The organism is Exiguobacterium sp. BRG2 (assembly GCF_031844245.1).
Lineage (GTDB): Bacteria > Bacillota > Bacilli > Exiguobacteriales > Exiguobacteriaceae > Exiguobacterium_A.
Map to the genome: position 1 here is coordinate 85,317 of NZ_JAUZUW010000001.1, position 13,461 is coordinate 98,777.

Annotated in this window: 11 protein-coding genes; 6 read left to right on the forward strand and 5 right to left on the reverse strand. The window is 44.5% G+C overall.

The window, feature by feature from the left end:
- Positions 1 to 22: 22 nt before the first annotated feature.
- The 3 genes from pssA to Q9R23_RS00480 are packed head-to-tail and all read right to left on the reverse strand — an operon-like array spanning position 23 to position 2,600.
- Entirely contained in the window at positions 23 to 769 is a 747-nt protein-coding gene (gene pssA, locus Q9R23_RS00470) for a CDP-diacylglycerol--serine O-phosphatidyltransferase (protein ID WP_174316042.1), read from the reverse strand.
- Positions 770 to 790: 21 nt separating this feature from the next.
- Complete coding sequence (locus Q9R23_RS00475; RefSeq protein ID WP_035409337.1) at positions 791 to 1,258, reverse strand: aminoacyl-tRNA deacylase; 468 nt, start codon at positions 1,256 to 1,258, stop codon at positions 791 to 793.
- Positions 1,218 to 2,600 carry an MATE family efflux transporter gene (locus tag Q9R23_RS00480; protein ID WP_035398439.1) on the reverse strand — a complete coding sequence of 461 codons (1,383 nt, stop codon included), beginning with the start codon at positions 2,598 to 2,600 and terminating at the stop codon, positions 1,218 to 1,220. The genes Q9R23_RS00475 and Q9R23_RS00480 overlap by 41 nt, the downstream gene beginning before the upstream one ends.
- 194 nt (positions 2,601 to 2,794) lie before the next feature.
- On the opposite strand from Q9R23_RS00480, the gene Q9R23_RS00485 reads away from it, so the two are divergent.
- Entirely contained in the window at positions 2,795 to 3,568 is a 774-nt protein-coding gene (locus Q9R23_RS00485; RefSeq protein WP_214856716.1) for an enoyl-CoA hydratase/isomerase family protein, read from the forward strand.
- Positions 3,569 to 3,625: 57 nt separating this feature from the next.
- Here the strand turns inward: Q9R23_RS00485 and Q9R23_RS00490 are convergent, their stop codons facing one another.
- Together Q9R23_RS00490 and Q9R23_RS00495 are read right to left on the reverse strand one after the other, a co-directional pair.
- On the reverse strand, positions 3,626 to 4,777 hold the full coding sequence (locus Q9R23_RS00490) for a cation:proton antiporter (RefSeq protein ID WP_214856715.1): 1,152 nt from the start codon (positions 4,775 to 4,777) through the stop codon (positions 3,626 to 3,628).
- A 140-nt stretch (positions 4,778 to 4,917) separates the two neighbouring features.
- Entirely contained in the window at positions 4,918 to 6,705 is a 1,788-nt protein-coding gene (locus Q9R23_RS00495; protein ID WP_290755097.1) for a glycoside hydrolase family 13 protein, read from the reverse strand.
- A 455-nt stretch (positions 6,706 to 7,160) separates the two neighbouring features.
- Between Q9R23_RS00495 and Q9R23_RS00500 the strand changes: the two genes are divergently transcribed.
- From Q9R23_RS00500 to Q9R23_RS00520, 5 genes are all read left to right on the forward strand, one after another.
- Positions 7,161 to 8,417, forward strand: coding sequence for an extracellular solute-binding protein (locus Q9R23_RS00500; protein ID WP_174316741.1), 1,257 nt, complete (start codon positions 7,161 to 7,163; stop codon positions 8,415 to 8,417).
- Between the two features lie 126 nt (positions 8,418 to 8,543).
- Positions 8,544 to 9,899, forward strand: a complete 1,356-nt coding sequence (locus Q9R23_RS00505) for a carbohydrate ABC transporter permease (RefSeq protein ID WP_214856712.1) — start codon at positions 8,544 to 8,546, stop codon at positions 9,897 to 9,899.
- A gap of 1 nt (position 9,900) precedes the next feature.
- Entirely contained in the window at positions 9,901 to 10,734 is an 834-nt protein-coding gene (locus tag Q9R23_RS00510) for a sugar ABC transporter permease (protein WP_023467409.1), read from the forward strand.
- A gap of 22 nt (positions 10,735 to 10,756) precedes the next feature.
- Complete coding sequence (locus Q9R23_RS00515) at positions 10,757 to 12,280, forward strand: alpha-amylase family glycosyl hydrolase (RefSeq protein WP_214856711.1); 1,524 nt, start codon at positions 10,757 to 10,759, stop codon at positions 12,278 to 12,280.
- A gap of 34 nt (positions 12,281 to 12,314) precedes the next feature.
- Complete coding sequence (locus Q9R23_RS00520; protein ID WP_035398727.1) at positions 12,315 to 13,346, forward strand: LacI family DNA-binding transcriptional regulator; 1,032 nt, start codon at positions 12,315 to 12,317, stop codon at positions 13,344 to 13,346.
- Positions 13,347 to 13,461 lie beyond the last annotated feature (115 nt).

Here is a 13,461-nt window from a genome sequence, read left to right on the forward strand (position 1 = left end):
GAAACTAGACCACTTGAGGTCATCAGCCATTTGAATGTTGCTTTTGCTTCTTCTTTTTGATAAATGAGAAAAGGAGAAACGCGATGTATAACGGAACAGCGACGAACCAAAAAGTCGACCATTCATTACTACGAGCAATCATGACATACGTCACGTACAGCAATGTAAAGGTGATGACAAATGTATGGCGCGGGACGGGAATGTCTTTGAAACTTGGAATCTTGACACGACTGACCATTAAGAAGGCAAGACCTGTGAAGACGAGTGGAACCATCAAATCATTCATTCGTCCGCTAAACAACGTCACGACGGCCAAAATACCACCTGCCGCTGTAATCGGTACACCTGAAAAATAAGCAGATGCCACATTCGTTGCCGATAAATTAAACCGGGCAAGACGGAATGCGCCGAATAACGGGAACAGAGCAGAGATTAGTAAACCAACTTCTCCGAATTCATAGAAATACGTATAGTAGGCCATCATTGCAGGTGCGACACCGAATGTCACGATATCTGCTAATGAGTCCAGTTCTTTTCCGAAGTCGCCTGCTACACCAAGCATCCGAGCAAGACGTCCGTCCAGACTATCAAGCATCATCGCGATGACGATTAGTAAGGTGGCATTTTGAAAATCACCTTTTGCTGCCATGACGATGGCTAAAAAACCACAATACAGATTTCCGAACGTAAATAGGTTGGGTATTGAATTACGAACACGATCTTTCCACAAAATGATTCCTCCTGCCACTTCATCGATACTACTCATCATATCATAGTTAGGAGATGGAATTCAGCCGTTTGTGAAGAGAATCCCTTGAGTGAAAGATAAAAAATCATGAGGATTCAATCGAACTTGATGTCCACGTTTTCCAGCGGATATGATGATGAATGGTTCATGGATAGCACGATCCGATAAAAGAACGGGAAAATTCTTCTTAGCACCGATAGCAGAGACACCACCTCGAATATAGCCAGTCAGGAATTCTAACTCCTTCATCGGAACAAGCGCGACTTTTTTCGAATGCAATGCTTTAGCCGCTGCCTTTAGAGAGAGTTCTTCTTCCCCCGAAATGACGACGAAGACATATTTATTTTCGACCATTTTCAAAACAAGGGTTTTAAAAATGGTCGAAAGGGGGTAATTAATCTTTCTAGCGACAGCTTCAGCAGATAAATCATCAAGATCAACAGGATAAGTGAGGGATTCAAAGTCAATCTTAGACTGCTTCAGAAGCCTCTCGACGTTCGTTTTGCTCATGTGTTTCTCCTTTGACGAGTGAGTATTGGACCCATTTCCGTCCGTGCCAACGTTTCATGGCGAAAATGCCACGGAACCATTCGTCAGCAGAGAAGGCAATCCAGATTCCAAGTAAACCAAGACCGAAACCAAGACCAAGTGTATAACTGAGGACGACCGCGATTCCCCACATCGATAGAATACCGATGGCGACAGGGAAACGAACATCTCCTGCCGATTTAAGAGTTCCCATCAGTACGATGTTCATTGCGCGACCTGGTTCAAGAATGACACTTGCCCAAAGTAGTGGGATACCGATTGCAATGATTTCAGGACTCGATGTGAACGCTGATAGAATCGATGAACCGAATGAAGCAAGTGCAACAGCTGAGATGAAGCTTGCGAAAACAGCGATCTTCAATGTTTTCACAGCCCGTCCGTATGCTTGTTCGAATTGTTGCGCACCAACTTGGCGTGCGACGAGTAATTGCGTTCCTTGCGCGATCGCAAGTGTGAATAAGAAACAAAGCATTGTGATATTCGATACATAAACACGAGCAGACAACGCTGCTTCACCAATTGTTGCGATGAATCCTGTGATGATGAGTTGTGAGAATTGATACGAGATCCCTTCACCAGCAGATGGGATTCCGATGTTCATGATTCGTTTCACATCCTCACGATTGAAATGAATCAAGTCTTTTACTGTAAAACGTAAAGAAAGTTTGCGGTAAACGACAAAGAACAAGACCAGGACAGCGATTGTCCGGGCGATGACGATCGACCAAGCGACACCAGCAACACCGAGAACGGGAATGCCGAAGAGTCCAAGAACAGCGATGACGTTACCAAAAGCACTAACGAAATTCATCAGTAGCGTGACGTACATAGCATTTTTAGTGAATCCATGACTCCGAAGAATCGCACCCAGTGTCAATGAGATGGCTTCTAAGAAAAGGAACAGACCAACGATCTTAATGAACGTTTCGCCATAGACGAGTGTCTCTCCTTCTAACGAGAAAAATCCAAGGAGTTGTCTTCCGAACAACACGACGGTCAGAGAAACGATTAGACCGGTATACAAGTTAATCGCAAAAGCAGAACGAGCCGTTTGACGAGCGTTTTGCGTCTTTCTTGCACCGAGGTACTGACCAATGATGATCGTTGCACCGACCGAGGTGATGTTAAAGAGAATAATGAAGATATTCAAAATTTGATTGGATACACCGACTGCCGCAGCAGCGCTATCTGAGTAATAACTTAAAATCAACGTTGCAATGATCCCGAGGCTCATATGCAATGCAATCTCGATGAATAATGGCCACGTAATGTGGAATAAGCTTGGTTGCTTGACTGTTTTCATAAATAAATCCCCTTTGTTTCATAAAACGAATAGTGTTTCTTTATCTTTTTGAAACTATACGCCTTCGATTTTCATAATGAAAGAGGGTTTTTTGTCTTTCATCGAAAAAAAAGAGATTTAAAAGGATTTTCATAAAATATCACGAATACATCATAATGAACAATCATTCATTTTTTAAAAGGTAGGGGAATCTGATGAAACGAGAAATGCATTATGTCGTCAAGGATCAAATCGCAACGCTAACGCTGGCTCGACCCAAACAACTGAATGCATTAACGTCGAATTTATTAGAAGAGCTGGCAGACGCTCTAGAAGAAGCGAATCAGGATGAGGAAGTACGTGTCATTGTCTTGACTGGTGAAGGACGCGGTTTTTGTGCAGGACAAGATTTGAAAAACGTCTCGCCTGAGCTCGATCATGGTGAATATCTACAGCAGTATTATCATCCTGTCGTTCGGGCACTCGCTAAAACGAAAAAACCGACGATTGCTGCCATCAATGGTGTTGCAGCAGGTGCCGGTTTATCATTGACGCTTGCTTGTGATTTCCGGCTCGTCCACTCTGAAGCGAAATTGTCGCTCGGATTCATTAATATCGGTCTTGTTCCGGATGCGGGTGCCCCGTATTTCTTACCTCGACTGATCGGAGCGGCAAAAGCAACGGAGCTTGCGTTACTCGGTGATACGATTTCAGCAGAAGAAGCCGTTACGCTCAACCTTGCGACGCGAAGCATTGAAGCGGAACGATTTGCTGAAGAGGTCACAGCTTTTGCTCGTCAGCTAGCGAATCGTCCGACGAAAGTGATCGGGTACATTAAGCAGCTGCAAGCAGCGAGTTATGAAAATAATTTGGAGGAAATGCTAGCTCAAGAAATCATCTATCAGTCACGTGCTGGAAAAACGGAAGACCACCGTCACGCGGTTGAGTCCTTCATCGAAAAAAAACGCCCTGTTTTTGTCGGACGATGAATCGAAGAACATATATAGAAGAAAGACGTCGGAAACGCACGAGGCACCGACGTCTTTTTAATTCAATTTCTTTTTGATTTTTCGTGCGGTCGCATGTGTACGGTTCGTCAATCCTGTAGAGATACGGAATAGTAAAATTCCAAGAAAAGCAGAAACAAAAATGTATATCCCGGTCAACGTCACGAATGCACCACTAGCGAGCGTGATGAAAAGTATCGAAAATTCACCACGTGGACCAAGACAAAAGCCAGATTCGATCGCATGATAATTCGATAAACCAAAGGACCTTCCGCCGAGGTAACCGACTAAGAATTTAGAGACGACTCCCCAAATGACAAGAGCGAAGAAAAATAGATCAATCGGTAATCCGTCAGTCAACTCGAATGACATTCCGAACGTGATAAAGAACAATGGTAATAATAAGTCTTGAAACGGCGTGACTAGTCGTTTAAGATAACGCGTCTCATCCAGTTCGGTTAACAGAATACCGATGATGAAGGCGCCAAGTACTTCTGACAAGCCGAATAAAATACCGATACCGGAAAATAACAAGATTAACCCGATGATTCCGATGCCGGCATCAGGATGACGGTAGAGTGAATCGACGAGACGTTTCCGTCTTCGGATGAACAACGTCATGATGATTAAAGCAATGAAGAAGAAGCCAAATCCGAGAAAGATGATACTAATTTTTGCTACCGAGAACGTCTCAGTCTCTAAAACGAACGGTGCCGTCGTCAGTAGGATCGGTGCCATCAAATCTTCGAAGACGAGTAGGGACAGCACGAAGCGATTCACATCCTGATGTTTATCCGGTTCCCGATCGAGCAGTCGAGCTGAAATCGAAGAACTCGTCGCATACAAGACACAGCCGATCAAAAACGATTCGGCGATAGAAAAACCGAACGATAAAGTCAACAGGATTGTTCCACCAAACGAAAGTAGAATATCGATGACTCCTGCTTTCCAAATGGAACGGAGCTGAATCAGCAAGTCCGCCACTGAAAATTTTAGACCGAGTAAAAAGAACAGGACGATGATGCCCGCTTCTCCTCCGAGTTTCAGTTCTTCGGGAGGATCGTAATAAAATCCAAGGACGATTCCAATCAAGATGAAGGCCAGAATACTCGGGACGTGGAATCGTTCACTCAAGTAACTGATCGTAAACAAGCCGATGAGGATGAGACCAGCGTAAAAGAAAATTTCCATAGAGGATGTCCTCCTTTCTGTACCCTATACCCTAATTCGATGGCATTCATTAACTTGTTTTTATCTTGGAGAACGGATACAGAAAAAGCCTGTACACAAAACTTCTTTTTTAGAAGGTGAGTATACAGGCTTTTAGGTGGTTATAAGACTTGAACGATCGTTCCAGAATACGCGGGGAGAGAAACATCAAGTGTCTGCTGGTGCGTGTTCGTCAATAAATCAAGCCCTCGACCAGCTTGTGGAGCGGTCAATGAAACAGGAACATCTGAATTGTTGAAGTAGATATAATACAATCCTTCCGGGCTCATGCGACGCATGATGATCGTATTCGTCTCATCATTCGCATGAACGAAAGAGATATGTCCTTTGTTCGCGAGTGTCTTATGCTGCTTTCGAAGCTGTAACAAGTGTCGCGTATAGGCGAATAACTTCCGATCCTGCTCCTCTGGATCCCATGGCATACATTTTCGGCAGCCTGGATCTTGATCGCCATCGAGACCGATTTCATCACCATAATAGATGACAGGACTACCCGAGAACGTCAACATCGATAACAAGAGAAGACGAAGCTTCTGTTTGTTATTGCCAGCACGCGTCAACGCACGTGGTGTATCGTGTGAACCGATTAAATTAAAGGTCACTTCATTGACATTCATCGTGTTTGAGAACAATACATGCGACATATCGTTCGCATACGAAGTTGCTTTAGTTTTATCTAAGGCAAAGAAGTTCAAAGCGGCATTCGTAAATGGATAGTTCATGACAGCGTCAAACTGGTCACCGAGCAACCATTCCTGTGAATCATGCCAAATTTCACCAAGGATATACGTGTCAGGGTTGACCGATTTGACGACTTGACGGAAATCACGCCAGAATGCGTGATCAACCTCGTTGGCGACGTCGAGTCGCCAACCATCGATACCGAATTCCTCGACCCAGTAACGAGCGACATGAAGCAAGTATGATTTGACTTCATCGTTTTCTGTATTGAATTTTGGCATCTCGGGAACAAAAGCAAATGTATCATAGTTCGGTAGCGGCTCGGTTATGAGTGGGAAATCTCGTAAGTGGAACCATTCCTTGTATGTCGAATGACTACCATGTTCACGAATATCAGCGAAAGCTTTATGGTGGAAGCCGGCATGATTGAAAACAGCATCGAGCATGATGCGAATGCCATGTGCGTGTAACAAATCAACCATTTCCTTGAACTTTTCTTTTGTGCCAAACTGTGGATCAATTTCTAAGTAATCGATCGTATCGTATTTATGGTTCGATTTTGCTAAGAAGATCGGACAGAAGTAAATACCAGTGATGCCGAGTTCAACAAGGTAGTCAATATGATCGATGACACCTTGGAAATCTCCACCGAAGAGATTCGTCGTTGTCGGTGCCGTACTATTCCATGGAAGTGTACCAACTGGATCATTCGTCGCATCGCCATTTGCAAAGCGATCTGGGAAGATTTGATACCAAACTGTATCCTGGACCCAATCCGGTGCAGTGAATACGTCGACTGCATTAAGGAAAGGAACACAGAAATAGTAGCCTGTATCATCGAGCGGTTTTTCATCGAACCATCCACGCTCTGTAAAGACTTGGCTTGTTGCACTGTCATGGAGACGGAAACCATATCGTAGACGACGGAAGGGTGGAACGACATCGATGAACCAATAATCATATAGTTCATCTGATCCACTTCGCTTCATCGGTGTTTCAAATGTATTCCAGTAGTTGGATTTTGAGGGATCGAAGTTCCAATCGGCAGCATCTGGGTTTTCGGTATGCCAATCATACGGATCGCCCCAAATCAAATCGACGTGATCAACGTCATTTTTTTTCGTTTGTAAACGGATGTGGATTGTTCGCTCATCATATTTATAGACGAACGGAGACATCGCGCGGTGAAACACAGCTTCTTTGAACATGGCAGTCACTCCTTAACGCAATCGCTTGCATCATATTGATTATGTCTTCGACCTAAGAATAGTAAAGCGCTTTCTTAAAGTCAATTCCAATCCCGTGAAATCAAGGATTCCTGATAAAAGTCGAGAGTATGATGCAATCGTTTGCATCATGTTGTGCAAAAGATAAAAATGAAAACGTTTTCTTTTTTATGTACTTATTCTCTACAGCATTTGATTCAAATAATGAAATCAAAAATAAAAAGTTTTGAAATGTAAGAAAATAATTGAATAAAAGGACTTGTCAAAAGGATTTTAGATTGTATAATAAAAATGTAAAGGTGATGCAAACGTTTTCATAAAACGCTTACAATTGCTCGGTTGTTATCATGAGAAAATGGTTGTGCCTTTATGCAAACGTTGTGCATTAAAACTTATCATTCATAAGTTAACTTGGGGAGGAAATTTTAATCATGGAAATGAAAAAATTCGTAGCAGGTCTCTCTGTATCTGTCATGGCAATCGGTGCACTTGCAGCATGTGGCGGTGGATCAGATTCTGAATCATCATCTTCAGATTCAGGCAGTAAAAAACCAAGCAAGATCGTCATCTGGGAAGACACTGAAAAAGCTGAAACGACTAAAGCGGCAGCTAAAGCGTTCGAAGAAAAAGAAGGCGTCAAAGTTGAAGTCAAAGAAGTTAAGATGACAGATCAGCAGAAGAAAGTAGCACTTGACGGACCAGCAGGTAAAGGACCGGACATCATGCTTCTTCCACACGACCAAATCGGTACAGTCGTTGACCAAGGCTTGATCGCAGAACTCAAAGATGGCGAAAAAGCACTTGAGCCATTCATCGATACAGCGAAATCAGCAGTAACGTTTGACGGTAAAGTCTACGGATATCCGAAAGCAGTTGAAACACCAATCCTCCTTTTCAATAAAGATGAATTAAAAGAAGCACCAGCTTCAATGGATGATCTGTACAAGATCTCAACTGAGCAAAAGAAAGACGGTAAATACGGATTCCTCGCGCTTTGGGATAACTTCTACTTCGCGCACGGTCCAATCGGTGGCTACGGCGGATATGTCTTCAAAGACAACGGTGGCAAATTGGATCCAGCAGATATTGGCTTGAACAACAAAGGTGCTGTAGAAGGTATGGATTACATCGGCAAGTGGTACAAAGAAGGTCTCTTCCCGAAAGGTCTTATCGGTGGTGGCGGTGGTCAAGCACTTGACCAACTCTTCGGCGATAAAAAAGCTGTTGCTGTCATGAACGGTCCATGGGCAGTTGCGAGCTATAAAGAAAAAGGCATCAACCTCGGAGCTTCAGCACTTCCGAAACTTCCAAACGGTGAGCCGATTAAAACATTCGTTGGTGTAAAAACATACGCGATTTCAGCATACTCGGAAAATGCAGAATGGGCTGAGAAGTTCTTGGCATCACTCACTGGTGAAGAGAACGCGAAAGCAATGTTCGAAAAATACAATGAGATCCCACCAGTCACTGCGCTTCAAGAAGATGCAGCAATCAAGGATAACGAAGTCGCAGCAGCAGTCTTCGCACAATCACAAAACGGTGTGCCAATGCCGAACATCGCTGAGATGGGTCAAGTTTGGGAACCAATGGCAGCAGCACTCCAGCTTGTTGCAACAAACAAGCAAGATGCACAAAAATCAGCTGATGATGCTGTCAAACAAATCAAGCAACAAATCGAAGCTAACAATCAATAAGCGTAAATGGAACGCGTGAATCCATGAAAAAGAGATAAAGAGAGGGGGATCTTGAATTCCCCCTCATCTTTATGGTTGGAAGAGAAGCCTGAGGTCAGACATGACCTTTGGAAAGGAGAACGGACGATGGCTGCGATTGCAACACCACACCCGACGAATCCAACGCCTGAAAAAAAGACGAACCACCGCACGATTGCGGCGCTGATGTCGATCATTCCAGGAGTAGGACAACTATACAATAAACAATTCCTTAAAGGCGCGACATTTTTTGTCGTCGTACTATCATATTTTCTCGTCAACTTTGAACTGTTCTTCAAAGGAGCCGGAAATGGTCCTGGCGATCGCGGAGCGATTTGGGGCTTGATTACACTCGGTGAGGTACCAGGCGTAAGGGGGGATCACTCGATCTTTCTAATGGTCGAGGGCATCATTGCCTTGATTTTACTTGTCTTTGGTATCACCATTTACGTCTGGAACTTTATCGATGCGTATCGAATCGGTAAGTTGCGCGACATGAACCTCGAAGTACCTTCCTTGAAGATGCAACTTCGGAATTTCCGTGATAATGGATTCCCGTATGCGATGTTGATTCCTTCATTAGTACTTTTAGTGTTCACGGTCGTCTTACCGTTGATTTTTACTTTCTTGATTGCTTTTACAAACTATAAGTTCAACAACTCGCCGCCAGCAAAGCTGGTTGACTGGATCGGGATTCAAAACTTCTTGAATATCTTCACGGTTGATATTTTCCGCGACACATTCGTCAGCGTTCTTGGTTGGACGCTTGTCTGGACCGTCGCTTCGACGACAGGTGTCATCGCGATCGGTATCGGACTGGCAGTCTTACTGAACCAAAAGGGACTCAAAGGAAAACGGTTCTTCCGTTCCATCTTGATCCTGTCATGGGCAGTACCAGCGTTCATCACGATTTTGATCTTCCGCTCGATGTTCAATGAGACATTCGGTGTCTTCAATACGACATTGTTACCAGCGATTGGTCTCGATAACGGTCTCGACTGGATGACGGATCCAACGTATACGAAGCTTGCATTGATCGGGATTCAATGGTGGTTAGGTTTTCCGTACATCATGACGCTGACGACAGGGATCTTGCAGTCGATACCAGAGGATCTCTATGAGGCAGCAACAATTGATGGAGCGACAGCAGGAGAGAAATTCCGCTTAATCACGTTACCGATGATTCTTTTCGCAACAGCACCGATCTTGATCACGCAGTATACGTTCAACTTCAATAACTTCAATATCATCTATCTCTTCAACAACGGTGGACCGGCAGTACCGGGTCAATCGGCTGGTGGAACGGATATCTTGATTTCGTGGATTTACAAATTGTCGCTTGGCGCGAACCCGCAGTATGGATTCGCAGCAGCGATCACGCTTGTGTTGTCGTTCTTCATCATGACGATTGCCGTTATTCAGTTCAAGCGTTCAAAATCATTTAAAGATGAGGATATGATCTAATATGAGAAAACAAAACCGAATCAACATGGCGTTGTCATATCTCATTTTGACGGTCGCCTCCATCATTATCGTCTATCCACTCCTTTGGGTCGTTGGTACTTCACTTAACCCAGGGAAAAGTATTACATCGGATATCTTCCCAAGTAATCCGACTTTGATTCACTACTTTGATTTGTTTGATCCGTCAAAAACGGATTATGGCATGTGGTATTTAAACACAATCAAGATTGCCGTCATCACGATGGTCGTTTCCGTCGCGCTAATCACTTTAACAGGATACATTTTTTCACGCTATCGCTTCGTCGGTCGGAAAAATTCACTCATCTTGTTCCTCGTGTTGCAGATGGTACCGCAATTCGTTGCAATCATTGCGATTTATGTCTTGCTTAATATGTTAGAATTGTTTGATACGCATCTGGCGCTCATCCTACTCTACTCGGGTGGCGCGATTCCAATGAATACGTATCTTGCAAAAGGATATTTCGATACGATTCCAAAAGAACTCGATGAGGCGGCACGGATGGATGGTGCCGGTCACTTACGAATCTTCTGGCAAATCATCTTACCGCTAGCAAAACCGATGGTCGCCGTCATCGCATTGTTCAACTTCATGGCACCATTCAACGACTTCATTTTAGCATCGCTCGTCCTGCGTTCTCCTGAGAAACAGACACTTGCGGTCGGGTTGTACAACATGGTGTCGGAGCAGTTCGACAATAACTTCACGTTATTTGCGGCAGGTGCCGTATTATCAGCAGTTCCAATCGTTCTTCTCTTCTTCGCATTCCAGCGCTTCTTCGTGTCTGGATTGACAGCAGGTGGAACGAAAGGATAATCATAAGGGGGAAATCAGCGGCATGAGACGAGGCATAATGCTTCTCCTCTTGCCGCTTCTCTTGTCTATCGGGCTTCAACCGATGACGGGTGAAGCAGCAGGTTGGGAAAAAGAACGAATGTATTTCATCATGGTGGACCGGTTCGAGAATGGCGATCCGAGTAATGATCGAGAGGCGGATCCCGAAAATCCAAAAGCGTTCCAAGGTGGCGATTTAGCAGGTGTGACGAAACGTCTCGATTACATCAAGGAAAAGGGATTCACTTCGATTTGGTTGACGCCGATCTTTAAGAACCGTCCGAATGGTTATCATGGATACTGGACGGATGATTATTACGAGATTGATCCGCACTTCGGAACAAAGGAAGAGTTTAAACGTCTCGTCAAAGAAGCGCATAAACGGGATATCAAGGTCGTCCTTGATCTTGTCGTCAATCATTTAGGACCAAATCATCCAATGGTGAAAGAAAAACCGGAGTGGTTTCATAAAAATCAACCGATCATGAACTGGAATAACCCGTCGGAAGTCGAGAATAACTGGCTGTTCGATTTACCGGACTTCAATACAGAAAATCCGAAAGTCGTGGATTATTTAGTTGATGTCGCGAACTACTGGGTCGATGAAACGGGTATAGACGGATACCGGCTCGATACGGTTCGCCATGTGCCAGCGTCATTTTGGAAAACGTTTATCCCAGCAGTAAAAGAAAAGCATCCAGACTTATTCTTGTTGGCTGAAGTGTTCGATGGAGATCCGCGAAAAATCGCGTCCTATTCGAAATTAGGTTTTGATTCTGTGACGAACTTCCCGTTTTATTATGGAGTCAAGGATCAGTTTGCTCGCAAAAATGGTTCCGCGGAAGAGCTCGATTCAGTTTATAATCGAGATACTACGTTTAATCCGAATGCCAAGGGACTTGCAACCTTCATTGATAATCATGATGTCAAGCGCTTCATCACGGAAGCAAAGATTGGTGGAGCAGATGAAGAGGAGCGGCAGCTTCGATTAGCGCTGTTCGCACTCTATGCTGCACCAGGGATGCCGATCGTCTACCAAGGAACAGAGGTGGCGATGCCAGGTGGTGAGGATCCTGGAAACCGGATGATGATGACATTTGATCAAAATAAGAAGATGCAACAGTACGTAAAAACGTTGAACGAGATGCGTCAGGACTACCCAGCGTTTGCAACAGGGAAGCAACGCTTGATCGCAAAAACCGATCATATGGCAGTCTACTCACGGGAGACGAAACAACAAAAAGTCATTTACGCGATTAATCTTGGAGAAAAAAAGACGAGCTTACGCGTGTCTGCGAAAGAAGTCGGTGATGATCAGCGTCTAAGAGGACTTTTATTCTCAGACTTGGTGCGTCAAGATGGTGACGCCTATGAGATCACGCTTGATGCAAATAGTGCGAACAGCTATGTCATCGAAAAGTCACAAGTCAACTGGTGGTCGATCATCGCAATTGGTGCGATTGCTCCGATTTTAGCGCTCATACTTCTTCTCGTTCACCGTAAACGCATGCAACGTCAAACAAAATAAAATACTTAACTAGGAGAAATGTGAGGTGAAGGGGATGCAGGTAACAATCAAGGATGTAGCACGGGAAGCGAATGTCGCACCCTCGACGGTATCACGCGTCATTGCGAATAGTTCACGCATCAGTCAAAAGACGAAGGAACGGGTGCGGCAGGCGATGGATGAGCTCGGGTATTATCCGAACGTTCATGCGCGCAGTCTCGCGAATCGAACGACACAAGCGATCGGTCTCGTCATGCCAAGTGCTGCAACAAAAACGCTACAAAACCCGTTCTTTTCGGAGGTCATTCGAGGAATCAGTACAAAAGCGCATCAAAATGGATATTCGTTATATATGACAACAGGTGTCTCGGAAGAAGAAGTATATGAAGGTGTCGTCTCGATGGTTCAGGGCCGTCGTGTCGATGGTGTCGTCGTACTGTATTCCCGTACGGATGACAAAGTCGTTCAATTTCTGCAAGATTCGAAGTTTCCGTTCGTCGTCGTCGGAAAACCATTCAGTGATTCATCACATGTCACGTATGTCGATACGGATAATTATCTAGCCGGTCGCGAAGTGACGAAGTACTTGCATCAACTTGGGCATGAGTGTATCGCATTCGTCGGAGGCGCACAGGACTTAGCTGTGACGCAAGAACGTGTCGGGGGTTACAAGACGGCTCTCATGGAAGAGGGCATCCCGATTCAAGAATCCTACATCGTCAGTGCACCATTCATGACGACAGGAGGCGCTGAGGCAGTCAAACGACTGATGTCGCTTGAACATCCGCCGACGGCTGTCGTCGTCAGTGACGACATGATGGCACTTGGTGTCATGAGTACCCTGAATGAGATGGGGATCGGTGTGCCGGATCAAATGGCCGTCGTCAGTTTCAATAACTTGTTCATCGCAGAATTCTCAAGCCCACCGTTGACTTCTGTTGAAATCAATATCTTTGGACTTGGTTTTGAAGCGACGAATTGTTTGATTGAACAAATCAATGAAGATGCGACCCCTTATGGGAAGCGCGTCATCGTTCCACATTATCTCGTCGTCCGTCAGTCTTGTGGCGGAAAATCTGAAGCGTGAAACAGAAGTCTATTTTTAAACCGATTGGTTTGAAAATAGACTTTTTTTGATTCAAATGGATGTCGATTTCTAGTAAAAGGAAGCGGTTGCAGAAAAAGAAATTTATTTTCGTGCA